Origin of the sequence: Stenotrophomonas sp. (genome assembly GCF_032099025.1) — a bacterium.
GTDB lineage: Bacteria > Pseudomonadota > Gammaproteobacteria > Xanthomonadales > Xanthomonadaceae > Stenotrophomonas.
Window position 1 is genome coordinate 37386 of the sequence record NZ_DAMCID010000013.1, and the last position, 22054, is coordinate 59439.

General features: G+C 67.9%; 27 protein-coding genes. 17 read left to right on the top strand and 10 right to left on the bottom strand.

The window, feature by feature from the left end; all coding sequences use genetic code 11:
• Positions 1-91: 91 nt before the first annotated feature.
• The 4 genes from RT456_RS10945 to RT456_RS10960 all read right to left on the bottom strand — a co-directional run bounded on the left by RT456_RS10945 (position 92) and on the right by RT456_RS10960 (position 3238).
• A complete protein-coding gene (locus RT456_RS10945) occupies positions 92-700 on the bottom strand; it encodes a HutD family protein (protein ID WP_313346346.1) in 609 nt (202 codons plus the stop codon).
• A gap of 25 nt (positions 701-725) precedes the next feature.
• Positions 726-1451 (bottom strand): murein L,D-transpeptidase catalytic domain family protein, encoded by a 726-nt coding sequence (locus RT456_RS10950; protein ID WP_313346347.1) that lies wholly within the window; start codon positions 1449-1451, stop codon positions 726-728.
• Between the two features lie 19 nt (positions 1452-1470).
• Positions 1471-2448 (bottom strand): L,D-transpeptidase, encoded by a 978-nt coding sequence (locus RT456_RS10955; protein ID WP_313346557.1) that lies wholly within the window; start codon positions 2446-2448, stop codon positions 1471-1473.
• A gap of 499 nt (positions 2449-2947) precedes the next feature.
• Positions 2948-3238, bottom strand: a complete 291-nt coding sequence (locus tag RT456_RS10960; RefSeq protein ID WP_313346559.1) for a helix-hairpin-helix domain-containing protein — start codon at positions 3236-3238, stop codon at positions 2948-2950.
• Between the two features lie 238 nt (positions 3239-3476).
• Between RT456_RS10960 and RT456_RS10965 the strand changes: the two genes are divergently transcribed.
• The 4 genes from RT456_RS10965 (at position 3477) to murU (ending at position 7117) form a co-directional block, all read left to right on the top strand.
• Entirely contained in the window at positions 3477-4970 is a 1494-nt protein-coding gene (locus tag RT456_RS10965; RefSeq protein WP_313346349.1) for a M20 family metallopeptidase, read from the top strand.
• Between the two features lie 92 nt (positions 4971-5062).
• The gene (locus tag RT456_RS10970) at positions 5063-5332 is read left to right on the top strand and encodes a GlsB/YeaQ/YmgE family stress response membrane protein (RefSeq protein WP_313346351.1); all 270 of its coding nucleotides are present in this window, start codon (positions 5063-5065) and stop codon (positions 5330-5332) included.
• A 61-nt stretch (positions 5333-5393) separates the two neighbouring features.
• Entirely contained in the window at positions 5394-6419 is a 1026-nt protein-coding gene (locus tag RT456_RS10975) for a phosphotransferase (RefSeq protein ID WP_313346353.1), read from the top strand.
• Positions 6416-7117 (top strand): N-acetylmuramate alpha-1-phosphate uridylyltransferase MurU, encoded by a 702-nt coding sequence (gene murU / locus RT456_RS10980; protein WP_313346355.1) that lies wholly within the window; start codon positions 6416-6418, stop codon positions 7115-7117. The genes RT456_RS10975 and murU overlap by 4 nt, the downstream gene beginning before the upstream one ends.
• 19 nt (positions 7118-7136) lie before the next feature.
• Here murU and hda read toward each other — a convergent pair whose 3' ends face one another.
• From hda to RT456_RS10995, 3 genes are read right to left on the bottom strand one after another with little or no spacing between them, the layout of a single operon-like run.
• Positions 7137-7847: a DnaA regulatory inactivator Hda gene (gene hda / locus RT456_RS10985; protein ID WP_313346358.1), complete on the bottom strand. Its 711-nt coding sequence runs from the start codon at positions 7845-7847 to the stop codon at positions 7137-7139.
• Positions 7844-9013 (bottom strand): AI-2E family transporter, encoded by a 1170-nt coding sequence (locus RT456_RS10990; protein ID WP_313346360.1) that lies wholly within the window; start codon positions 9011-9013, stop codon positions 7844-7846. The genes hda and RT456_RS10990 overlap by 4 nt, the downstream gene beginning before the upstream one ends.
• The gene (locus tag RT456_RS10995) at positions 9010-10134 is read right to left on the bottom strand and encodes a DUF2066 domain-containing protein (RefSeq protein ID WP_313346363.1); all 1125 of its coding nucleotides are present in this window, start codon (positions 10132-10134) and stop codon (positions 9010-9012) included. Before RT456_RS10995 ends, RT456_RS10990 begins: the two co-directional genes overlap by 4 nt.
• 138 nt (positions 10135-10272) lie before the next feature.
• On the opposite strand from RT456_RS10995, the gene purM reads away from it, so the two are divergent.
• From purM to RT456_RS11030, 7 genes are all read left to right on the top strand, one after another.
• Positions 10273-11298 carry a phosphoribosylformylglycinamidine cyclo-ligase gene (gene purM, locus RT456_RS11000; RefSeq protein WP_313346561.1) on the top strand — a complete coding sequence of 342 codons (1026 nt, stop codon included), beginning with the start codon at positions 10273-10275 and terminating at the stop codon, positions 11296-11298.
• Between the two features lie 17 nt (positions 11299-11315).
• Positions 11316-11774 carry a hypothetical protein gene (locus RT456_RS11005; RefSeq protein WP_313346365.1) on the top strand — a complete coding sequence of 153 codons (459 nt, stop codon included), beginning with the start codon at positions 11316-11318 and terminating at the stop codon, positions 11772-11774.
• A gap of 7 nt (positions 11775-11781) precedes the next feature.
• On the top strand, positions 11782-12219 hold the full coding sequence (locus tag RT456_RS11010) for a hypothetical protein (protein ID WP_313346367.1): 438 nt from the start codon (positions 11782-11784) through the stop codon (positions 12217-12219).
• On the top strand, positions 12216-12842 hold the full coding sequence (locus RT456_RS11015) for a DUF2238 domain-containing protein (RefSeq protein ID WP_313346370.1): 627 nt from the start codon (positions 12216-12218) through the stop codon (positions 12840-12842). Before RT456_RS11010 ends, RT456_RS11015 begins: the two co-directional genes overlap by 4 nt.
• A complete protein-coding gene (purN, locus tag RT456_RS11020) occupies positions 12839-13498 on the top strand; it encodes a phosphoribosylglycinamide formyltransferase (protein ID WP_313346373.1) in 660 nt (219 codons plus the stop codon). Before RT456_RS11015 ends, purN begins: the two co-directional genes overlap by 4 nt.
• Before the next feature lie 67 nt (positions 13499-13565).
• Positions 13566-14342 carry a DUF3108 domain-containing protein gene (locus RT456_RS11025; protein ID WP_313346375.1) on the top strand — a complete coding sequence of 259 codons (777 nt, stop codon included), beginning with the start codon at positions 13566-13568 and terminating at the stop codon, positions 14340-14342.
• 2 nt (positions 14343-14344) lie between these two features.
• Positions 14345-15028: a DUF3108 domain-containing protein gene (locus tag RT456_RS11030; RefSeq protein WP_313346378.1), complete on the top strand. Its 684-nt coding sequence runs from the start codon at positions 14345-14347 to the stop codon at positions 15026-15028.
• A gap of 116 nt (positions 15029-15144) precedes the next feature.
• Here RT456_RS11030 and RT456_RS11035 read toward each other — a convergent pair whose 3' ends face one another.
• From RT456_RS11035 to RT456_RS11045, 3 genes are read right to left on the bottom strand one after another with little or no spacing between them, the layout of a single operon-like run.
• Positions 15145-15456 (bottom strand): EF-hand domain-containing protein, encoded by a 312-nt coding sequence (locus RT456_RS11035; RefSeq protein ID WP_313346381.1) that lies wholly within the window; start codon positions 15454-15456, stop codon positions 15145-15147.
• Positions 15453-16724, bottom strand: coding sequence for a UDP-N-acetylglucosamine 1-carboxyvinyltransferase (murA, locus tag RT456_RS11040; protein ID WP_313346382.1), 1272 nt, complete (start codon positions 16722-16724; stop codon positions 15453-15455). The genes RT456_RS11035 and murA overlap by 4 nt, the downstream gene beginning before the upstream one ends.
• A gap of 34 nt (positions 16725-16758) precedes the next feature.
• Complete coding sequence (locus tag RT456_RS11045; protein ID WP_313246431.1) at positions 16759-16989, bottom strand: BolA family protein; 231 nt, start codon at positions 16987-16989, stop codon at positions 16759-16761.
• A gap of 53 nt (positions 16990-17042) precedes the next feature.
• Between RT456_RS11045 and RT456_RS11050 the strand changes: the two genes are divergently transcribed.
• From RT456_RS11050 to RT456_RS11075, 6 genes are all read left to right on the top strand, one after another.
• Positions 17043-18044, top strand: coding sequence for a KpsF/GutQ family sugar-phosphate isomerase (locus RT456_RS11050; RefSeq protein WP_313346385.1), 1002 nt, complete (start codon positions 17043-17045; stop codon positions 18042-18044).
• 42 nt (positions 18045-18086) lie between these two features.
• Positions 18087-18635 (top strand): HAD hydrolase family protein, encoded by a 549-nt coding sequence (locus RT456_RS11055; RefSeq protein WP_313346388.1) that lies wholly within the window; start codon positions 18087-18089, stop codon positions 18633-18635.
• Positions 18632-19192: an LPS export ABC transporter periplasmic protein LptC gene (gene lptC, locus RT456_RS11060; RefSeq protein WP_313346390.1), complete on the top strand. Its 561-nt coding sequence runs from the start codon at positions 18632-18634 to the stop codon at positions 19190-19192. The genes RT456_RS11055 and lptC overlap by 4 nt, the downstream gene beginning before the upstream one ends.
• A 65-nt stretch (positions 19193-19257) precedes the next feature.
• Positions 19258-19821, top strand: a complete 564-nt coding sequence (gene lptA, locus RT456_RS11065; RefSeq protein WP_313346393.1) for a lipopolysaccharide transport periplasmic protein LptA — start codon at positions 19258-19260, stop codon at positions 19819-19821.
• Positions 19821-20540, top strand: a complete 720-nt coding sequence (gene lptB, locus RT456_RS11070; RefSeq protein ID WP_313346396.1) for an LPS export ABC transporter ATP-binding protein — start codon at positions 19821-19823, stop codon at positions 20538-20540. Before lptA ends, lptB begins: the two co-directional genes overlap by 1 nt.
• A gap of 41 nt (positions 20541-20581) precedes the next feature.
• Positions 20582-22024, top strand: a complete 1443-nt coding sequence (locus tag RT456_RS11075; protein WP_313346399.1) for an RNA polymerase factor sigma-54 — start codon at positions 20582-20584, stop codon at positions 22022-22024.
• Positions 22025-22054 lie beyond the last annotated feature (30 nt).

Below are 22054 nucleotides of genomic sequence, written 5' to 3' on the forward strand. Positions count from 1 at the left end.
AACAGTCCGCTCTACCCGGTCGGCTCAACAGCAGCGGACTAACAGTCCGCTCTACCCGGTCGGCTCAACAGCAGCGGACTAACAGTCCGCTCTACACCGCCGGCTTCACCGCCAGCCGGATCGCGAGCAGTTCGCCGCCGCCATGCAGCGCATACCGGCGGCGCTCACCGGCGGCCAGCCACGCGGTATCGCCCTGCTGCAACGGCGGCAGATCGGCATCCGCGTCGAACGCCGCCTGCCCTGCCAGCAGGTGGATCGCCCACGCCGTGCCCGGTTCGGTGAAAAAGAACATGCTCCCCACCAGCGGCCGGTGCAGCAGCTCCGCCTCGATCGCGTCGCGCCGCCACATCAGGTTGAAATCGTGGGTCACCCCATCCACCAGCTCCCCGCTCACCTGCGCTTCGCCGGCAAACCGCAGGCGGTCATGTGGCGGCAACAGCGTGTGCACCGCGCCATCGGCGAAGCACAGGCGCAGCCCTTCGCCGCGCAGCAGCACCAGCTCGCGTTCGATGCCGGGGAACGAGGAGAACGCCGCGTCCTGTTCTATCTCGGCGATGGACAGGCGGACCTGCCACGCATCGGTGTCGGGCACGCGCAGGATTTCGCGCGTCCAGCCCAGGCCGTTGCGCCAGCGCTCGCGCCGGTAGTCGAAACTGGGAATGACGCGCGTGGCAGCGCCCAGGGCAGTGGTCTCGGACATGCCGCCATTGTGCCCCAGCGCACGCTCAGCCGGTGCCGCCGCCACAGTCCGGGCCGAGCAGCCGCGAACGTTGCAGCCATTCCTTGTCCGGGTAATAGGCGAACACCAGCGCACCGCCCTGCAGGCTGTCGATCAACGGCCGCGCCACGCTGAGGCGTACCGCCGGGCAGCCGAGACTGCGACCCAGCCGACCCTGCAGGCGCGCGACGGACGGGTTCACGTACGGCGCACCATGGATCACGATGGCGCGGTCGCGCGCCTTGTCATTGAAGCCGGGCTCCAGGCCTTCCAGGCGCAGCGAATAGCCGTTGCCGCCCATGTAGGTCTCCTTGGCGGTGAACGCGCCGAGGCTGGACATGAAGCTGCCATCGCGATTGGAAAAACGCTCGGTCTGGTTGCCGCCGCTGTTGCGGCCATGCGCCACCCACTCCTCGAACAGCAGCTTCTGCCGGGCCAGGTCGAACACCCACATGCGTTGCTCGGTGGACGGGCGCGAATAATCGATCACGCTCAACCGCGCCGGATCGACCCCCAGCTCCGGCCGCCGCAGGGCACAGGTCATCGCCCGCGCCGCCAGCTGCAGCACCTTGCGGTCCGCATTGGGGGCGGCGCGCGCAAGCATGTCGGCCAGCTGCGCCGGAGGCAGCGCGCGCGGTGCGGGCGCGGCGGCTGCGCGTGCGCCGGCGGCCGGCGCCGTCAGCGCCAGGCCGCACAGCACAACGGAGGCAAGGGGGAGCAAGCGCATCAACACGGTACCGGCGTGGGCATCCTTACAAGGTGGACCCGCCGGCGTCGGATTCCAACACCGGCTGCAGGTTCTGTTCATCCGCCACCGGCCGCACCGCCGGCAGGCTGGTCACCAGCAGCGTGGTCCCCGGTACCAGCGCCTTGTACAGCTGCGTGGCGAAGCTCGGCGGCAGCGCCAACGGCAGGCTGGGCGTGGCCAGCAGGTCCGGGCTGGCGTTGTCCGCGCTCTGGCCGAGCAGCGGATAGGCGGTCCACTTGTGCAGTTTCCGGGTGGCATCCAGCGGGCTGGCCGTCTCGGAATAGCCCTGCTGCATCACAAACAGCGTGGTGCCCTCGAACGCCGGCAGCGCCTTGGCTTCCAGGCGCGATTCGCCGATCAGCACGCCGTCGCGCAGCACGTACAGGCGCTGGTCGTGCAGGCTGACCAGGATGCCGACCTGGCCCGACGGCGCGGCGGCATCGTTCCAGTAGTGGTCCGGGGCAGCGGTGGTTTCCACCAGCGCCTTGCCCGTACTGTTCACCGGGGCCAGCACTGCCGGGTAGGCCAGCGTCATCGGCGCGGACTTGGCATCGGCCACCACCACGGTGTCACCGCGTTTGGTTTCGCCGAACAGCTTCTGCGCGAACGCCTGCGGCAGCCGCACGCAGCCGTGCGAGGCCGGGTGCCCGGGCAGATTGCCGCCGTGCAGCGCGATGCCGTCCCAGGTCAGGCGCTGCATGTAGGGCATCGGCGCGCTGTTGTAGAGGTTCGACTTGTGGTCCTTGTCCTTCTGCAGGATGGTGAACACGCCGGTCGGGGTTTCATGACCGGCCTTGCCCGAGCTGATGGTGCTCAGGCCGATGGCGATGCCGTTGCGGTACACGTAGGCGCGCTGCTCGTCGAGGCTGACCACCAGCACGATCGGCCCGGCCGGAGAGATCTCCGGATGCCAGAGGAACTGGCCGGGCTTGAGGTCGGTGGGGCCGGCGGGTTCGGGCGCGGACCAGGCAGGGAGTGCCATGGCGGCGATAAGCGAACCGGCGATGTACGTCAGCAGCGTGCGACGTGTAAGCATGTGGCCTTCCTTCGGGTGGGTCGAGGACACGCATGGCGTGTCGCTACGCATGATGCCGCGCATGATGACATCCGTGCGCCATTCCGATGAACGCGTCGCCACGCGCCCGGGAACATCCGCCTCATCGGGAACATGATTCTATTGCAGGTGCCAAACAACCCCCACAAAAGAAATTGCCCGGCTGCACATCCCTGTGCGAACCGGGCAATCGTCACATCCCTGTCGGCTTCCCGCCTTCCCCCTGTGCATCCTGCCCAGTCCGGGTGCCGGCCATGCTCCCTGCACTCGGCCGTATGTTTTTCCGGATGCCACCGTCCTGGTGGATCCGCGCCAGTCCTTCCGCGCCGCATCCCTGCGTGCCGCCTCCGTGCGGCTGTCGTGGTGGCCGGGCATCCTGCCTGGCCACCGTGACCGGCGTCATGCCAGTCGCGACCCATCCTGTTGATCAGCGCCTTGGTACGGGTGCCGACACTGCCCTCCTGGGCGGTGCCGCCGTGGGCGCCGTCATGGCCCCCACCGTCATCCGTCGTCGATTCCGTTCGACTGTTGCTGTCCCTATCCCCTTCACCCGTGCCAGGTCCTCGACCCGGAGGAAAGGTCCGTGTTGTCGCCGGTACGCAACGATCGCCTGGGCCTTGTGGGGCCCTACGTTCGTCAATCCCTGCTGCAGCGTCGACGCATCTGCCGTATTGATGTTGATGCGGTCGGCCGCAAGAGCGGCTCCGGTCAACAGCAGTCCCAGCGCAAGCGCCTTCCACGAAATCCAAGGCCCCACCGTGTAGCTCCCTGTGACCCGGAACCGACTGCTGCCGGCATCCCGTCGGTGCAGTCAGTGTCCCTCGCCACATACACACAGCCTATCGTCCACATCACCTTCACACAGCCAGCCAAATACCTGACGTGATGTAGGAAAATCCCTACCCCGCGCTCAGGCGTAGAATGTCGGGATCAGATCAATGCATTCGGAGTTGCAGATGGACAGCGCCAAACTCGGCCAATTCGTCAATGAAAAGTGGGACAACGAAATCGTCCCGCAGCTGGTCGAATACATCCGTATTCCCAACAAATCGCCGATGTTCGACGCAGATTGGGTCGCCAACGGCTACATGGAACAGGCCGTCACCCTGATGGAGAACTGGGCCAAGGCCCAGAACCTGCCGGGCCTGAAGGTCGAGGTGGTGCGCCTGGAAGGCCGCACGCCACTGCTCCTGCTGGAAATCCCCGCCACCGGCACCGAGACCGGCGACGACACCGTGCTGCTGTACGGGCACCTGGACAAGCAGCCGGAAATGACCGGCTGGGACGCCGACCTGGGCCCATGGGTGCCGGTGCTGCGTGACGACAAGCTGTATGGCCGCGGCGGCGCCGACGACGGCTACGCGATCTTCGGCTCGCTGGCCGCGGTGCTGGCGCTGCAGGAACAGAACCTGCCGCACGCGCGCTGCGTGGTGCTGATCGAGGCCTGCGAGGAGTCGGGCAGCTACGACCTGCCGGCCTACGTGGACCACCTGGCCGACCGCATCGGCAAGCCGTCGCTGGTGGTGTGCCTGGACTCGGGCTGCGCCAACTACGACCAGCTGTGGTGCACCACCTCGCTGCGCGGCCTGACCGGCGGCAACTTCTCGGTGAAGGTGCTCAATGAAGGCGTGCACTCCGGCGACGCGTCCGGCGTGGTGCCGTCCAGCTTCCGCCTGCTGCGCCAGCTGTTGTCGCGCATCGAGGACGAGAACACCGGCCGCATCCTGATCGACGGCATGCACGTGGAGATTCCGGAAGAGCGCCAGGCCCAGGCCAAGCGTGCCGCCGAGGTGGTGGATACCGAGATCTTCGAGAAATTCCCGATGGTCGACGGCCTCACGCCGATGAACGATGACCTGACCGAACTGGTGCTCAACCGCACCTGGCGCCCGGCGCTGTCGGTGACCGGCGTGGACGGCATGCCGCCGCTGGCCTCGGCCGGCAACGTGCTGCGCCCGCATACGGCGGTGAAGCTGTCGCTGCGCCTGCCGCCGACCGCCGACGGCAAGGCCTGCGGCGAACTGCTGAAGGAAGCGCTGCTGCGCGACCCGCCGAATGGCGCGGAAGTGAAGCTGGACCTGGAAAAAGCCTCCTCGGGCTGGAACGCACCGGCCATGGCGCCGTGGCTGACCGACGCCATCGATGCGGCCAGCCAGACCTTCTTCGGCAAGCCGGCGATGTACATGGGCGAAGGCGGCTCGATCCCGTTCATGGGCATGCTGGGCGAGAAGTTCCCCGGCGCACAGTTCATGATCACCGGCGTGCTCGGCCCGCACTCCAACGCGCACGGCCCGAACGAGTTCCTGCACATCCCGATGGGCAAGCGGGTTACCGCATGCGTATCCAAGGTGATCAGCGAGCACTACGCCGCCAGCCTGCGCGGCGAGACCAGCGGTTCGCCGGTTGCTGCCGACAGCGGCACCCGCCACGGCGGCCACGGCTGCTGCTGAACCCCGTTGCCGGGCAGAGCCCGGCGGCACGGTGCACGCGGAGGGACGCAGCCTTTTGATAGGCTGCGTCCATCTCCTGCAGGAATCATGCGATGGACGGTCTGTTCGGCAGCTCCAGCTGGCTCTACATCATCCTGGTCGGCTTCATCGTCGGCCTGTTCGGGCGTTTCTTCATGCCCGGCAACAACCGCATGGGCTGCCTGCTGACCATCGTGCTCGGCATCGTCGGTGCCGTTGTCGCGGGCTGGTTCGGTCAGTACATGGGGTGGTATTCGCGCGGTGAACCGGCCGGCTTCATCGGCGCCATCCTCGGTGCGATCGCGGTGCTCGCCGTGCTGCGGCTCTTCAGCAGCAAACGCTGAACAACATTCCCCTCCTTCCCTTCCACGCGCGCCACCCGGCGCCGCTTCGACGCACCTGTCCATGAACGATCCTGCTTCCGATCCGCTGCGCGCCGACCACCGCCGACAATGGACCGTCGCCGCGCTGGGCGACCCCGACCTGCACCTGGACCGCGCGTCGGTCGATGCCGGTTTCCGCAGCTACTGGCGTGCCACCAGCACGCGCGGCAGCCACATCGTGATGGACTCGCCGCCAGGCCTGGAGGATGTGCGCCCGTGGCTGCGCATGCACGACCTGCTGGAACCCAACGGCGTACGCGTGCCGCGCGTGCTCGCCCGTGACGAGGCGCAGGGCTTCCTGCTGCTGGAGGACCTGGGCGGCCCGACACTGGCACGCCACATCGACGACGACAACGCCGATGCATGGATGGATGCGGCCTTCGCGCAGCTCATCCGCCTGCAGTCGATCCCGGTGCCCGAGGGCATGGGCTCGTTCGGCGAGGCGCTGCTGCAGCGCGACGCGGGCCTGTTCGACGAATGGTTCCTGCAACGCCACCTCGGCCTGGCGCTGGACTGCGGCGAGCTTGAAACACTGCAGCTGGCGCACCGCCGCCTGATGGACAACGCCCTGCAGCAGCCGCAGGTGCTCACCCACCGCGATTTCATGCCGCGCAACCTGATGCCGATCGACGGCGGCCCGGCCGTGCTGGATTTCCAGGACCTGGTGCGCGGGCCGATTGCCTACGATCCAGTGAGCCTGTTCAAGGATGCGTTCCTGAGCTGGCCGCTGGAACGCGTGGACGCCTGGTTGGCGCGCTACCACGCACAGGCACAGGCCGCAGGCCTGCCGGTGCGGCCGTGGCCGCAGTTCCTGCGCGATGCCGACTGGATGGGCGTGCAGCGCCACCTGAAGATCCTTGGCCTGTTCGTGCGCCTGCGCGACCGCGACGGCAAGGGACATTACTTCGATGACGCGCCGCGCTTCATCCGTTACCTGGACGAAGTGCTGCCGCGCCACCCGGAACTGGCGGGCTTGAATACCCTGTTGCAGGACCGGATCAAGCCGGCCATGGCCGCGCTGGCGCTGCCGGTGTCCAGTCGCGCATGAAGGCGATGATCTTCAGCGCCGGCAAGGGCGAACGCATGCGTCCGCTGACCCTGCACACCCCCAAGCCACTGCTGGTGGCCGGCGGCAGGCCGCTGATCGCGTGGCACCTGGAGCGGCTGGCGGCGGCGGGTTTCACCGAGGTGGTGATCAACACCTCGTGGCTGGGCGACCAGTTCGAACCCGCGCTGGGCGATGGCGGACGCTGGGGCCTGCGCCTGCACTTCCTCGACGAAGGCGGGGTGCCGCTGGAAACCGGCGGCGGCATCCTCAATGCGCTGCCGCTGCTGGGTGACGCACCGTTCCTGGTGGTCAACGGCGATGTCTGGACCGATGTGGATTTCAGCACGTTGCCTTGGCAGCCGCAGGGCGATGCGCACCTGGTGCTGGTCGACAACCCGGTGCAGCACCCGCGCGGGGATTTCATCCTGCGCGCGGATGGCACGGTCAGTGATGACGGCGATGCACCGCGGCTGACGTACGCCGGCGTTGGCGTGTACCGCCCCTCGATTCTCGACGGATGGCGCGAGGTCATCGGCGCGACGGAGGGCGCCTCAGCGAACCCGCCGCAGTTCGGCCTGGCCCCGCTGATGCGCCACGCGATGGCAGACCGCCGGGTAACCGGGCAGCATCATCGCGGACAATGGACCGACGTAGGTACGCCAGAACGCCTGGCAGCGTTGGACGCAACCCTGGCGTAGAGCCACGCCCTGCGTGGCTTTACAACCGGTGCGAACCTTCTTCCACCACCTGCCGCAAAAACGGCACGGTAATGCGCCGCTGCGCGGCCAGCGACTCGCGATCCAGCCAGTCCAGCAGGCTCACCAGGCTGCCCAGCTCCCGCCCGGTGCGGGTCAGCAGCCACTCAATAGCGGCCTCATCAATCGACAACCCGCGCCGCGCCGCGCGCTCACGCAGCACCGCCGCGCGGCCTTCGTCGTCCAGTGGCTGCAACACCACGCGCACGCACTGCTGCAGGCGCGAACGCAGGTCCGGCAGCACCAGGCCGAGCTGGTCCGGTGCGTGCTGCGCGGTGTACATCAACGTAATGCCGGTACTGCGCGCGCGGTTGTGGAAATCGAACAGCGCCACTTCGTCATCGCGATGTCCGGCCACCGCATCCAGCCCATCCAGCGCCACCAGGTCGCGGCCTTCCAGCGATTCCAGCGCCGCGCGGGTGCGCCCCACCACCGCCTTCAACGGCAGGTAGGTAGGCTGCCGCCCGGCCTGTTCGGCCAGCGAACACATCGCCAGTGCCTGGTGGGTCTTGCCGGTGCCGGCCGCCCCTTCCAGGTAGACCCAGTGCTGATCCTCGCCCACGGCGATGGCGCGCAGCTGCGCCAGCGCACCGTCCGGTGCGCCGATGAAGGTCTCCAATCGCTCGTCCTGCGGGTAGCGCAGGGCAAGCGGCAGCTGCGGAACCACGCTCACTTCAGGTCCGGGCCCTTGGGCGTTTCGACGACCAGGGTCGGCTTGTCGATGTAGGAATCGAGCACGATCGCGGTCTTCTCGCCGGCATACAGCTCGCTCTCGCGGTAGCGAAGGTGCGCATAGCGCAGCAGCACGTTGCTCACCGCCGCCACCGGCAGCGCCAGCAGCATGCCCAGGAAGCCGAACAGCTGGCCACCGGCCATCACCGCGAAGATCACCGCCACCGGATGCAGGCCGATCTTGTCGCCCACGATGCGCGGGGTCAGCACATAGCTTTCCAGCAGCTGGCCCACGGTGAACACCACGCCCACCAGGATCAGCAGCTTCACGTCGAAGCCCTGTGCCTGCACCAGCGCGGCCAGTACGGCCATCACGATGCCGGTGGTGGCGCCCAGGTACGGGATGAAGCTGATCAGGCCGGCGATCAGGCCGATCAACAGACCCAGCTTCAGGCCCACCAGCGACAGGCCGATGGCGTAGATCAGGCCGAGCGCCACCATCACCAGGAACTGGCCGCGGATGAACGCACCCAGCACCTCGTTGGACTCACGCGCCAGCTTGGTGATGGTGCCCACATGGTTGCGCGGGATGGTCGAAGCCACCCGCTCCACCAGCTTGTCCCAGTCGCGCAGGAAGTAGAACGCCAGGATCGGCAGCAGCAGGATGTTGACCACCCAGGTCACCATCGCAAAGCCGGAACGCGACACGTACCCGAAGAAGGTCTTGGCGAAACCGCCGGCCTGTTCCCAATGGCTGCGCACCCAGTCGATCAGGCGGTCCGGCTCCAGCCACGGCATGATTTCCATGCCGGTCTTCTGCTCGAACCACGGAATGCCGGTCTGCATCAGCCACTGCTGGGCCTGCGGAATGGCCGCGATCAACGTGGCGATCTGGCGTTCGATCATCGGCACCAGGATCAGCAGCGCGGCGGTGATGGTCAGCACCATCGCCACGAACACCAGCACCACGCCGGTATTGCGCGAACGGCCGGTGGCCTCGATCCGGTCCACCAGCGGGTCGCCCAGCCAGGCCAGGGCCAGCGCCAGCACGAACGGGGTCAGGATCGGGGCCAGCAGCCACACCACCCAACCGATTGCCAACGCCAGCAGGATGTATTTGACGCGGCGCAGGAACTGCGCGATTTCGGCTTCGGGGGTGAGGATCATCGCAGGCGGTACTCGTTGCTGGCCGGCGGCGGCGGGGTGCCGGGCGCCGCGTCTTCGTCGATCGGCACCGGCAGCGGGGCCAGCGGCGCAATCACGCCGTTGTCGCCCAGCATGCGGTTCAGCCCGGCCAGGCCGGTGGTCATCTCCAGCGCCAGCTCCAGGCGGTTGCCCGACGCGCGCAGCGGGGTGATGTTGCGCACCACCGGGTTCTCACGCAGCCCAGCCGCCAGCCGCATGTAGTCCTCGGCGCTGTCCAGGCCGGTCACCGCGATGGTGTAGGTCCCGGCGGCACCGGTGGCCGCACCGGCCTTGGCGTAACGGCGCACCAGCGCATCGGCGGTGCCGTCGGCGCCCCCGGCCATGGCGCGGCGGGCATCGCTGTCCTTGGTGGTCCACTTGTTCAGTTCCTTGCCACCGTCGACGAACACCCAGTCGGCGACCCAGCCGCCGCTCTTGTCGCGGTACAGCTTGCCGACCAGCTGCATCGGCGGGGCATAGCGGGACGAGGCCCGAGCCACCGCAGCGGTGTCCTGGCGCCAGATCGCCCCGACCAGGGCCTGCTCGGCGGCGCTGCCGGTGGGCAGCCCCAGCTTGTAGCCGCGCTCGATGGCGCGGTTCAGCAACGGGCGGGCCGCATTGGCCTGCTGCACGGTCACCAGGCGCGGGCCGGAGCCATCGTCGATGGCCAGCCAGATCACCGGCTTGGGCCGGGGCTGCGGCCACAACGGCAGGCCCAGGGCCGAGATCAGCCCGTCCACGTCGTCCTGGCGGAACCGGGCCACCAGCATGGTGCGGTAGCTGGGCGCCCCGCTGGCCGAGGTGCTCTGGTCCTGCCGGTAGTCATAGCTGGCCACGTAGTTCTTGGCATCGCGCAGGGCCTGCATCACGCCCGGGCGGGTCATGACACTGCGGTCGCCCGACAACTTGGCCAGCACATTGCCCAGCGCGCGGGACAGGGCCCCGTTGCGGTCGGCATCGGCCTGGCTGTTGACCGGCACTTCGGCCTCGTAGGCGCCGCTGGCCGTAGCCACGTCACCCTCGGTGCGCATGCCGCTCTGGGCCATCGTGGCCACCGGCAGGCACAGCGCGAGGAACATAATCAAAATGAGGCTGCGGCGCATCAGGACTTCCATTGAGCGTATCCGGGGGGAATTGTTGCCCGAATAGGGCCTGCGCGCCAACGTGGCCTGTTAAAATCCCGCTTTCACCCCAGCGCAGCGCCGACGCCCGTGACCAATTCCCCGTCCAACCCCTCCCCCCTGACCTACCGCGACGCCGGCGTCGACATCGACGCGGGCAACGAACTGGTCGAGCGCATCAAGCCGCTGGTGAAGCGCAGCTTCCGGCCCGAGGTGATGGGTGGCCTGGGCGGTTTCGGCGCCCTGTTCGACCTCTCCAACAAGTACCGCGAGCCGGTGCTGGTGTCGGGCACGGACGGCGTGGGCACCAAGCTGAAGCTCGCACAACAGCTGGGTCGGCATGACACCATCGGCATCGATCTGGTGGCCATGTGCGTGAACGACGTGCTGGTGCAGGGCGCCGAGCCGCTGTTCTTCCTGGACTATTTCGCCACCGGCAAGCTGGACATCGACACCGCTGCGGCGGTCGTGGGCGGCATCGCCAACGGCTGCACCGAGGCCGGTTGCGCGCTGATCGGCGGCGAGACCGCCGAAATGCCGGACATGTACCCGCCGGGCGAATACGACCTGGCCGGCTTCACCGTGGCCGGCGTGGAGAAGAGCGAACTCAAGGACGGCGCCAGCGTGGCTGCCGGCGACGTGCTGATCGGCATCGCCTCCTCGGGCCCGCACTCCAACGGCTACTCGCTGATCCGCCGCATCTACGACCGCGCCGGCCGCCCGGCCGAGCTGGAGCTGGACGGCGGGGTCAAGCTGGTCGACGCGCTGATGGCCCCCACCCGCCTGTACGTCAAGCCCATCCTGGCGCTGCTCAAGACCCACGGCGCGGCGATCCACGGCATGGCGCACATCACCGGTGGCGGCCTGACCGAGAACATCATCCGCGTGGTGCCCGACGGCCTGGGCCTGGACATCGACGCCTCGTCGTGGACCCTGCCGCCCGTGTTCCAGTGGCTGAAGCAGGAGGGCGCGGTCGCCGACAGCGAAATGTGGCGCACCTTCAACTGCGGCATCGGTTTCGTGCTGATCGTGAGCCCGGACCAGGTCCCGTCGGTGTCCGCCGCCGTCGAGGCCCAGGGCCTGGCGCAGTGGACCATCGGCACGGTCACCACGGCCGAAGGCACCGAACGCGTGCGGATCGGCTGACCCACGAGGAGACCTGCATGGACGCACCGCCTCTTTCCACACCGACGCTGTCGCTCGAAGACGCCTCGCAGCTGCGGCTGCTGTCGATCTTCCATTACGTGGTGGCCGGCCTGACCGCGCTGTTCTCGCTGTTCCCGCTGATCCACGTGGGGATCGGCATCGCCGCCCTGAGCGGCGGCATGCCGATCGAGAGCAATGGCGGCCCGGCGTCGCTCGCCGAGACCCGGCTGTTCGGCTGGATCTTCATCGTGATCGGCTCGGTCCTGATCCTGTGCGGACTGACGTTGGCCGGGTTCATGGCCTATGCCGGGCGCTGCCTGGCGCGCCGTCGCCGCCACACGCTGTGCCTGGTGGTGGCCGCGCTGTCGTGCATGCTGATGCCGCTGGGCACGGTACTGGGCGTGTTCACCCTGATCGTGCTGCTGCGCCCGGCGGTCAAGGCCGCATTCGACGCGCCTTCCCTTACCCACCCCTGAGGTTCCGATGTCTTCCACGCCCCCACCGCTGCCCGTCCGGGGTCGCTGGACGCATATCCAGGTCGCCTCGCACCTGCATTCGCTCAAGATCATGTTCTATGTACTGGGCGCCGTAGAGCTGCTCATCGCCCCGCTGTTGCTGCTTGTCGCCGTGGCCGGCTACATCAGCGAAGGCAAGAGCACCGACCCGGATGCCGCGCCATTGCTGTTGCTGGTGCTGCTGGGCGTGGGCGCGGTGGTCTACGCCGCGCTGGGCACGCTGAGCATCATCGCCGCGCGACGGCTGGCCGCCCGCCGGCAGCACCGGTTGTGCATGATCGCCGCCGGCCTGGCCTGCCTGGCCGGCGCACTGGGCATCGCACTGGGCGCCTACGCGCTGTGGGCGCTGCTACGGCCGGAAGTACAGGCCAGCTTCCTGCCACCGGAAAGCACGGTCATTGCATGACCAGCGCCCACGCAGCGCTTGCCAAGAAGGCCGCCTTCGCGGGCGTGCTGGCGGTCTTCGTCGCCACCTGGATCCACCCGCTGTGGCCGCTCGAACAGACGCTGCATAGCACGCTCACTGTCGTCGGGCTGGCCGCGCTGTGGTGGGTGGACCGGCGCTGGCCCCTCGGCAGCGGCGCGTTCGCGGCCATCTGCGGCTTCATCGCCATCCATTGCATCGCTGCGCGCTGGCTGTATTCCAACGTCCCGTATGACGCCTGGCTGCAGGCCGCCGTGCACTGGTCGCCGAACGCCACCTTCGGCTGGCAGCGCAACCATTTCGACCGTCTCATCCATTTCCTCTACGGCGCCTGCTTCACCCCGGCCCTGGTGCAACTGACGCGGCACGCCTGGCCGCGCCTGCGCATCGGGCAGGCGTTCGCGCTGGCGGTGATGACCATCATGTCGTCCAGCCTCGTGTACGAATGGTTCGAGTGGGGCATTGCCCTGCTGCTGTCGCCGGAAGCCGCCGAGTCATACAACGGCCAGCAGGGCGACCTGTGGGATGCGCATGCCGACATGCTGCTGGCTACCGTGGGCGCGCTGCTGACCTGGCCACTGCTCACGCGGAAGGCACTGAAATGAGTTCACCCAGCCGCATTGCCGTACTGGCCTCGGGCCGCGGCAGCAACCTGCAGGCGATCGTGGACGCGATTGCCGCCGGGCAGCTGGATGCCGAGGTGGTGGCCGTACTGTCGGACAAGCCCGACGCCTCCGCCCTGCTCAAGGTGGCCCCGGAGCGGCGCTGGGCCCGCTTGCCGAAGGACTTCGCCGACCGCACCGCGTTCGATGCCGCGCTCGGCGATGCACTGGAAGGCTTCGCACCGGACTGGGTGGTCTGCGCCGGCTACATGCGCATCCTGGGCGAAGCGTTCGTGCAGCGTTTCAGCGGCCGGCTGGTCAACATCCACCCCTCGCTGCTGCCGCTGTACAAGGGCCTGCACACCCATGCCCGCGCCCTGGCCGCCGGCGATGCCGAGGCCGGCGCCAGCGTGCACTTCGTCGTGCCCGAACTGGATGCCGGCACCGTGCTGGCCCAGGCCAGGGTGCCGGTCCTGCCCGGCGACAGCGCCGAACGGCTGGCCCAGCGCGTCCTGGCGGTGGAACACCCGCTGCTGATCGCCAGCCTGCACTGGCTGGTGGCCGGCCGCGTGGCTGAACGCGACGGCCAACTCCACGCTGACGGCCACCCCCTGTTCAGTCCGCTGCGCCTAGATTGCGCTGGCCAGCTGAATCGATAGCCAGGGCGCACACGCGCCGCTGACCCGGACGCTGGCATCCTCCTTCCTCCCCCGTTGCTGCGCGCGCATGAAAACGACCCTGTCCAAGCCAGTGCTGCTGTTTGCATCCCTGCTGTGCACCGTGGCCATTGCCCAGGCGCAGGAGCCGCCGCCGCCCGAACTACCGGCGCTGCCCCCGGTGTCGTGGGAGGCGCCGCCGCTGGAACCGTTCACCGCCACCTACCAGGCCCTGTACAAGGGCAAGGAAGCGGGCGATGCGACCATGCGCGTGACCCACACCGGGGGTGACCAGTGGCGGGTGGACATGCAGGTCATCGGCCGGAAAGGCTTCGCCAGCGTGCTCGGCTTGAACCTGGAACAGAGCACCGTGTTCGAGAAGCACGGCACCACTTACGTACCGATCAGCCAGGCCACCGTGCGCAAGGGCCTGTTCCTGGGCAAGAAGGTCTCGGGCACCTACAACTGGCAGGCGGGCACGGCACAGTGGCTGGGCGACCTCAAGAAGGAACGCACCCAACCCATTCCGCTGCAGCCCGGCGACCAGAGCGCGCTGCTGATCAACCTGGCGATCATGCGCGACGCGCGGCCGGGCGGGCAGATGCATTACCGCTATGTCGACGTCGGCCGCGTCCGCCAGCACGACTACCAGGCCGCACCGGATACCGAGAACGTCCAGGTCGGCGAGCTGTCCTACAACGCGCTGCGGGTCCATCGGACCAACGGCGGCAATGACGAAACCATCCTCTGGATCGCCAACGGGGTTCCTACCCCGGTGCGCATCCTGCAACGTGAAGACGGCGAAGATCGGATCGACCTGCGCCTGATCGAATACCAAGGAGTCTGAGCATGACCACCCTCACCCGCCCGCTGTCCTGGATCGCCGTTGGCGCACTGGCCCTGACCAGTCTGCCCGCACTGGCGTTGGAGCCGTTTTCCGCGCAGTACCAGGCCAACTACATGGGCGTGCAGGCCCCGGGCACCATGACCCTGGCCAAGGCTGACGGCAACACCTGGAAATACAGCCTGGACGTGCGCAGCCCGATGGCCACGCTGAGCCAGAACACGGTGTTCGAGGAAGCCAGCGGCCGCCTGCGCCCGCTCAGCAGCAAGGACAGCTCGGTGCTGCTGGTGAAGAAGCGCAACGTGCAGGCCAACTACGACTGGGCGAAGAACCAGGCCACCTGGACCGGCGACATCAAGCCGGACCGCGCCGGCCCGGTCGCACTGAAGCCCGGTGACATGGACGCCCTGCTGATCAACCTGGCGATCGCGCGCGACCTCGCCGCCGGCAAGCCGCTCAAGTACCGGATGGTGGACGAAGGCCGCATCAAGCAGCTGGGCTACACGTCCGAAGGCAAGGAAAAGGTGACCATCGCGGGCAAGTCCTATGACGCCACCAAGGTCTCGCGGGTGGACGGCAACAAGCAGCAGATCGTGTGGATCGTGCCCGAATTCCCGGTGCCGGTGCGCCTGCTGCAGCGCGAGGGCGGCAAGGATGCGTTGGACCTGACCATCAAATCGTTCAAATGATGCACCGGTACCGACCATCGGTCGGTACTGAAAACGCCCGCATCGCGGGCGTTTTTCTATTTCGAAACGGGGACGTACCCTGTTGATCGCTCGATTGACAGGGTACGTCCCCTTTTTTACTTCGCGGGGGCGTCGGCCTGGAATACCGTCTTGCAGTCCACGCGGATCTGCCCGCCGGTCTTGCGCCAGTAGAACGCGCTGCAATGGCGGTTGCCTTCCTCGGTCTTGGTCACGCCAACGGCGTAGAACGACTGCAGCACCTCGGTGCGGCTGACCGTGCCATCGCCATTCCAGTCCATGTCCTGCTGTTCCAGGCCCTGGGTGATGGCGATATCGGCGTACCAGGCGTAGCCCAGCCAGCCCAGCACCACCAGTATCAGGACCAGCAGTGCCTTGCGGCGGCGGGTGAACTGGCCGCGCAGGATCATGCGACGCGCCGGATGGTCGCGCCGAGCGACGAGAGCTTCTCTTCGATGTTCTCGTAGCCGCGGTCGAGGTGGTAGATGCGGTCGATGGTGGTGTCACCGTCGGCCATCAACCCGGCCAGGATCAGCGACGCCGACGCACGCAGGTCGGTTGCCATTACCGGCGCACCGCTGAGCTGGTCGGCACCACGAACAATCGCGGTATGCCCTTCCACCTGGATGTCCGCGCCCAGGCGCAGCAGTTCGTTGACGTGCATGAAGCGGTTTTCGAAGATCGTTTCATTGATCACGCCCACGCCGTCGGCCACGCAGTTGAGCGCCATGAACTGGGCCTGCATGTCGGTCGGGAAGGCCGGGTACGGCGCGGTGGTCAGGTTGACCGCGCGCGGGCGCTTGCCTTCCATGTCCAGCGTGATGCTGTCTTCGGTGGTCTCGATCTTCGCACCGGCTTCCACCAACTTGGACAGCACCGCGTCCATGGTATTGGGACGCGCGCGGTTGACCGTGACCTTGCCACCGGTCATCGCCGCGGCCACCAGGAAGGTGCCGGTTTCGATGCGGTCGGGCAGCACTTCATGACGGCCGCCGGACAGCTTCTCCACGCCTTCGATCACCAGGCGGGCGGTGCCCAGGCCTTCGATCTTCGCGCCGAGTGCGATCAGGCAGTGCGCCAGGTCGGTGACTTCCGGCTCCATCGCCGCGTTGTCCAGCACGGTGGTGCCTTCGGCGAGCACGGCCGCCATCAGCACGTTCTCGGTGCCGGTCACGCTGACCATGTCGAAGGTGAAGTGCGCGCCCTTGAGGCGCTTGGCCTGCGCTTTGATGAAGCCGTTCTCGACGGTGATGTCCGCACCCAGCGCCTGCAGGCCCTTGATGTGCTGGTCAACCGGGCGCGAGCCGATGGCGCAGCCGCCGGGCAGCGACACTTCGGCCGCACCGAAGCGGGCGAGCAGCGGGCCCAGCACCAGGATCGAGGCGCGCATGGTGCGCACCAGCTCATACGGCGCCACGTGCTGGTTCACCGGACGCGGGTCGACCACGATCGCGCTGCCACGCGACAGCGTGCCCTGGTCGATGGTGACCTTCGCACCCAGCTCGCTGAGCAGCTTCACCGTGGTGACCACATCGTGCAGGTGCGGCACATTGGTGATCTCCACCGGCGCATCGGCCAGCAGTGTCGCGCACAGGATGGGGAGGACGGCGTTCTTGGCGCCGGAAATGTTCACTTCACCGTGCAGCGGCTTGCCGCCGGTCACTACGATCTTGGCCATGGAGTCCGGGAAAATAAGGAGAAAAGGGTAAAGCTCAACCAGCCTCGGCCGGCGTAACAGTCTTGAGCGCCAGCGCATGGATCGCCCCGCCCATCAGGTCGCCCAAGGTGGCATAGACCATGCGGTGGCGCGCCAAGGGCAGCTTGCCGGCGAAGGCATCGCAGACCACGGTGGCCTCGAAATGCACGCCATCGTCACCCTGCACGTCCGCGCGGGCGCCCGGCAGGCCGGTTTCGATCAGATTGCGGATGGTCTCGGCGTCCAACGGGCTTTCCTAATAAAATGAGCGCTCATTCTACTCTTCCGCGTGGCGCCCGCATGGCTGTATCGCCCCTGCCCCCCCAACCCGCCGACCCCGCAGCGCTGGTCGCCAGCGGTCGCCGCGTGTTCGAGATCGAGCGCGACGCCCTGGTGGCGGTCGCCGAACGCCTGGGCGACGACTTCAGCCGGGCCTGCCAGCTGGTGCTGGAAAGCCGCGGCCGGGTGGTCGCCACCGGCATGGGCAAGTCCGGCCACGTGGCACGCAAGATCGCCGCCACGCTGGCCTCCACCGGCACCCCGGCGTTCTACGTACACCCGGGCGAGGCCGGCCACGGCGACCTGGGCATGATCACCGACGCCGACGTGGTGCTGGCGCTGTCCTACTCGGGCGAATCGGACGAAGTGCTGATGCTGCTGCCGGTGCTCAAGCGCCAGGGCAACCGCCTGATCGCGATGACCGGCCGGCCCGGCTCCTCGCTGGCCCTGGCCGCCGACGTGCACCTGGACGTGAGCGTGCCGGCCGAGGCCTGCCCGCTGGCGCTGGCCCCCACCTCCAGCACCACCGCCTCGCTGGCGATGGGCGACGCGCTGGCGGTGGCCCTGCTGGACGCGCGGGGCTTCACCGCCGACGACTTCGCCCGTTCGCACCCGGCCGGCAGCCTCGGCCGCCGCCTGCTGCTGCACATCACCGACGTCATGCACAGCGGCGACGAGCTGCCGTGGGTGGGCGAATCCGCCAGCCTCAGCGAGGCCCTGGTCGAGATGAGCCGCAAGCGACTGGGCATGACCGCCGTGGTGGATGCCGACCAGCGCCTGATCGGGCTGTTCACCGACGGCGACCTGCGCCGCGCCCTGGACAGTGACCTGGACGTACGCAGCGCGCGCATCGTCGATGTGATGACCCGCCAGCCCCGCACCATCGGGGCCGACCAGCTGGCCGTGGAGGCCGCACGGGTCATGGAAACCCAGAAAATCAATGGCCTGATCGTGGTCGATGGCGAGGGACGCGCGGTGGGCGCCCTCAACATTCATGACCTGTTGCGGGCCAGAGTGGTTTAAACCACAGTGACCCTCCTCCATTCAGCTGACCTGCGCGCCTAGATGCCCTACTCCCCGTTGCCCGGTTTCCCGTCCCACCTGCATGCCGTCGCTGGCCGCATCCGGCTGGCCTGTTTCGACGTGGACGGCACGCTCACCGACGGTCGGCTCTACTACGACCGGGACGGCAACGAGAGCAAGGCGTATTACGTGCAGGACGGACTCGGCCTGAAACTGCTGCAGCAACACGGCATCCACCCGGTGCTGATCACCGCGCGCAACAGCCTGTCGGCGCTCAAGCGTGGCGCCGACCTCGGCATCGACACCCAGATCGCGGTCGGCGACAAGCTGGCCAGCGTGCAGGTGTTGTGCGAACAGCACGGCATCGGCCTGGACCAGGTGGCGTTCATGGGCGACGACCTGCCCGACCTGGCACCGCTGTGCGCGGTCGGGTTGGCGGTGGCGCCGGCCAACGCGCATCCGTGGATCGCCGAGCGCGTGCATTGGCAGACCCGCGCCGATGGCGGCCGCGGTGCCGCACGCGAGCTGTGCGACGTGCTGCTGGCCGCGCAGGGCCATGTGGACGCGGTGTTGAAGAGGTTCGGCGCATGAACTGGCGCAACGCACTCGGCGGACTGCTGCTGGTGGCCGCATTGCTCAGCGGCTGGTCGCTGCTGCGCAATCGCGACAAAGCGCCGGTCGCCGCCGGCGACGATGGCAGCAAGGACTACGTGCTGCACGACTTCCAGATCATCGCGCTGGACGAGCAGGGCCGCGAATCGACGACGCTGCGCGCGCCGCTGCTGGAACGCACCCGCAGCGACGAGACCATGACCATCAAGACGCCGCTGTTCCTGCTGCCCGACCGGGACGGCAACCACTGGGAACTGCGCAGCGACACCGGCTGGGTCAGCGCCACCGGCGACACGCTGCGCCTGACCGGCAACGTCAGCGGCGACAGCCCGCGCGTGCCCAGCGTACCGCCCACCACCTTCCGCACCGAGCAGATGGACGTGTTCCCGAAGGAAAACCGGGGCACCTCCGACGGACTGGTGACCCTCACCCGGCCAGGCATGACCCAGTCCGGGGTCGGGTTCGCGCTGAACTCCAGCGACAAGACCTACCAGTTCCTGAGCCAGGTCAAGACCCGTTACACGCCCCGTCAATGAAGCGCCCCGATACTCCAGCAACGGCCTTGGCCGTTTCCCCGAATCTGGCAGGAAAGCCCCACGTCATGAAGATCCTCCACGCCGCTGCATTCGCCCTCATCCTGATGGTTCCCGCCGTCGCCGTGCAGGCCAAGAGCACCGACCGCAACCAGGAAATGACCATCGAATCCGATGCGCAGTCCGGGTCGTTCCTCGGCGACGGTGTCATCACCCTGTCGCGCAACGTGGTCATCACCCAGGGCACGCTGGATATCCGCGCCGCCCAGGCCGACGTCCACATGAAGGATGGCGAAGCCGTCCGGGCGATTTTCACCGGCAAGCAGGCCACCATGAAGCAGCAGCTGGATGACGGCAGCGCCATGAACGCCCGCGCCGACAAGATCGACTACGACATCAAGGGCGAGATCATCACCCTGACCGGCAACTACGAAGTGGTCAGCGCCCAGGGCACCAACAGCGGCCAGCGCATGGTCTACAACACCCGCACCGGCGAGATGAACAGCGGGGGTGGTGGCGAAGCGGGCCGTGTGCGCACGGTCATCCCGCCCAAGAACAAGGGTGCCGCCCCGGCCGCCAAGCCGGCCACCCCGGCCAAGGCCACCGTCCCCACTGCCGGGAGCAAGAAGTAATGCTCGTCGCCAAAGGCCTGCGCAAGCGCTACAAGCAGCGCGAAGTGGTCAAGGATTTCGGCCTGACCCTGGACGCCGGTGAAGTGGTGGGCCTGCTCGGCCCCAACGGGGCCGGCAAGACCACCTGCTTCTACATGATCGTCGGCCTGGTCGAGGCCGACGCCGGCAGCATCGTGCTCGACGGCAAGGACATCACCGCCGACCCGATGTACACCCGCGCCAAGCAGGGCGTGGGCTACCTGCCGCAGGAACCGTCGGTGTTCCGCAAGCTGAGCGTGGCCGACAACATCCGGCTGGTGCTGGAGCTGCGCGAGGACCTGGACAAGGCCGGCCGCGAGAAGGAACTGAACTCGCTGCTGGACGAACTGCAGATCAACCACGTGGCCGACCAGATGGGCGCCAGCCTGTCCGGCGGCGAGCGCCGTCGCTGCGAAATCGCCCGCGCCCTGGCCGCGCGACCGCGCCTGATCCTGCTGGATGAGCCGTTCGCCGGCGTCGACCCGATTTCGGTCGGCGAGATCCAGCGCATCGTCACTCACCTCAAGCAGCGCGGCATCGGCGTGCTGATCACGGACCACAATGTCCGCGAAACCTTGGGAATCTGCGACCGCGCGTATATCCTCAACGAAGGCAGCGTACTGGCGCAGGGGGCACCGGACGCGATCCTGGACAACGCCGACGTCCGTCGCGTCTACCTTGGAGACACCTTCAAGCTCTGATGCCCGGCCGCTGCGTCGCCTTCCCTCCGTTCGGCACAGGCATGAAAGCACGGCTGCAGACATCGCTGGGACAACAACTGGTCATGACGCCACAGCTGCGTCAGGCCATCAAGCTGTTGCAGATGTCCAGCGCCGAACTGGAGCTGGAGATCGCCGAAGCGGTGGAAACCAATCCGCTGCTGGACTGGGCCGAGAACGCCGAGCCGACACTGGAGATACCGTCGGGCGACGACGAACGCCCCCCGGCAAGCGCCGAAGGCAGCGACGACCACGGTGAACAGGCGCCCTCCGGCGCCGATGACTGGGCCCCGGGCGAAGGCGACTGGAGCAGCGGCAGCAGCGGCGGATCGTTCGACGATGACGACAACGGCAGCGCCGCCGAACGCGTGGCCGAGACCGAAACCCTGGCCGACCACCTGCTGTGGCAGCTGCACCTGTCGCATCTGTCCAGCCGCGACCGCAGCATCGGCGCGGCCCTGATCGACGCCTTCGAAGAAGACGGCTACCTGCGCGAGCCGCTGTCGGCCATCGCCGAGACCCTGCTGCCGGCCATTCACGCCAACGAGGCCGAAATCGTCACCGTGCTGCACCAGATCCAGCGCTTCGACCCGATCGGCGTCGGCGCGCGCAGCCTGGGCGAATGCCTGCTGCTGCAGCTGGACGTGCTGGACCCGCAGACGCCCGGCCTGGCCCTCGCCCGCCGTATCGCCGACGGCCCGCTGGAGCGCCTGCCGCGCAGCGGCGTGAACGGCATCGCCCATGAACTCCGCGAGCCGGTGGAGGCGGTGGAAACGGCCGTGCAGCTGCTGCGCTCGCTGGATCCCCGCCCGGGCACCCAGATCGGCGAACTGACCCACGACAGCTACGTGGTGCCCGACTGCGTGGTCTGGCGCCAGAACGGCACCTGGCGCGCCGCCCTGGCCGGCCACGCCGGTCCCAAGGTCATCATTCACCGCGGCTATGAGCAGATGATCCGCCGCTGTGGCGAAAGCGACGCCGGCTACCTGCGCACCCACCTGCAGGAGGCCCGCTGGCTGCTCAAGGGGTTGGAAGCCCGCGGCGAGACGCTGCTGCGGGTCATGCGCTGCCTGCTCCAGCAGCAGGCCGCCTTCCTGGAGTTCGGCGGGCAGGCGCTGCGTCCGCTGACCCTGCGCGAGGTGGCGGCCGAGCTGGGCCTGCACGAATCGACCATTTCCCGGGCCATCGCCCGCAAATACGTGCGCACCCCACGCGGCACCCTGCCCCTGCGCGCGTTCTTCGCGTCAGGCATCGACACCGACAGCGGCGGCGAGGCCTCCAGCACCGCCATCCAGGCCATGATCCGGCGCCTGATCGACGACGAGAATCCGCGCAAGCCGCTTTCTGACGCCAAGCTGGCTGACCTGCTCAAAACATCGGGAATACCGGTGGCGCGGCGCACTGTTGCGAAGTATCGTGAGGCCATGAACATTTCCGCCTCGCACGAAAGAGTACGCATCGCCTGACGCTCCACCGCGCCGGGCGGGAAGGTTCAT

Excerpts from the sequence above, each read along its gene's own strand:
- RT456_RS11050 (WP_313346385.1), top strand. The coding sequence starts at position 17,043 with ATGGCTGTATCGCCCCTGCCCCCCCAACCCGCCGACCCCGCAGCGCTG.
- RT456_RS10970 (WP_313346351.1), top strand. The coding sequence starts at position 5,063 with ATGGACGGTCTGTTCGGCAGCTCCAGCTGGCTCTACATCATCCTGGTC.
- lptC (WP_313346390.1), top strand. The coding sequence starts at position 18,632 with ATGAACTGGCGCAACGCACTCGGCGGACTGCTGCTGGTGGCCGCATTG.
- purN (WP_313346373.1), top strand. The coding sequence starts at position 12,839 with ATGAGTTCACCCAGCCGCATTGCCGTACTGGCCTCGGGCCGCGGCAGC.
- RT456_RS11025 (WP_313346375.1), top strand. The coding sequence starts at position 13,566 with ATGAAAACGACCCTGTCCAAGCCAGTGCTGCTGTTTGCATCCCTGCTG.
- lptB (WP_313346396.1), top strand. The coding sequence starts at position 19,821 with ATGCTCGTCGCCAAAGGCCTGCGCAAGCGCTACAAGCAGCGCGAAGTG.
- RT456_RS10975 (WP_313346353.1), top strand. The coding sequence starts at position 5,394 with ATGAACGATCCTGCTTCCGATCCGCTGCGCGCCGACCACCGCCGACAA.
- murA (WP_313346382.1), bottom strand. The coding sequence starts at position 16,724 with ATGGCCAAGATCGTAGTGACCGGCGGCAAGCCGCTGCACGGTGAAGTG.
- RT456_RS10945 (WP_313346346.1), bottom strand. The coding sequence starts at position 700 with ATGTCCGAGACCACTGCCCTGGGCGCTGCCACGCGCGTCATTCCCAGT.
- RT456_RS11075 (WP_313346399.1), top strand. The coding sequence starts at position 20,582 with ATGAAAGCACGGCTGCAGACATCGCTGGGACAACAACTGGTCATGACG.
- RT456_RS10965 (WP_313346349.1), top strand. The coding sequence starts at position 3,477 with ATGGACAGCGCCAAACTCGGCCAATTCGTCAATGAAAAGTGGGACAAC.
- RT456_RS11055 (WP_313346388.1), top strand. The coding sequence starts at position 18,087 with ATGCCCTACTCCCCGTTGCCCGGTTTCCCGTCCCACCTGCATGCCGTC.
- RT456_RS11035 (WP_313346381.1), bottom strand. The coding sequence starts at position 15,456 with ATGATCCTGCGCGGCCAGTTCACCCGCCGCCGCAAGGCACTGCTGGTC.
- RT456_RS10995 (WP_313346363.1), bottom strand. The coding sequence starts at position 10,134 with ATGCGCCGCAGCCTCATTTTGATTATGTTCCTCGCGCTGTGCCTGCCG.
- murU (WP_313346355.1), top strand. The coding sequence starts at position 6,416 with ATGAAGGCGATGATCTTCAGCGCCGGCAAGGGCGAACGCATGCGTCCG.
- RT456_RS11005 (WP_313346365.1), top strand. The coding sequence starts at position 11,316 with ATGGACGCACCGCCTCTTTCCACACCGACGCTGTCGCTCGAAGACGCC.
- RT456_RS10990 (WP_313346360.1), bottom strand. The coding sequence starts at position 9,013 with ATGATCCTCACCCCCGAAGCCGAAATCGCGCAGTTCCTGCGCCGCGTC.
- RT456_RS11010 (WP_313346367.1), top strand. The coding sequence starts at position 11,782 with ATGTCTTCCACGCCCCCACCGCTGCCCGTCCGGGGTCGCTGGACGCAT.
- lptA (WP_313346393.1), top strand. The coding sequence starts at position 19,258 with ATGAAGATCCTCCACGCCGCTGCATTCGCCCTCATCCTGATGGTTCCC.
- RT456_RS11030 (WP_313346378.1), top strand. The coding sequence starts at position 14,345 with ATGACCACCCTCACCCGCCCGCTGTCCTGGATCGCCGTTGGCGCACTG.
- RT456_RS10955 (WP_313346557.1), bottom strand. The coding sequence starts at position 2,448 with ATGGCACTCCCTGCCTGGTCCGCGCCCGAACCCGCCGGCCCCACCGAC.
- RT456_RS11015 (WP_313346370.1), top strand. The coding sequence starts at position 12,216 with ATGACCAGCGCCCACGCAGCGCTTGCCAAGAAGGCCGCCTTCGCGGGC.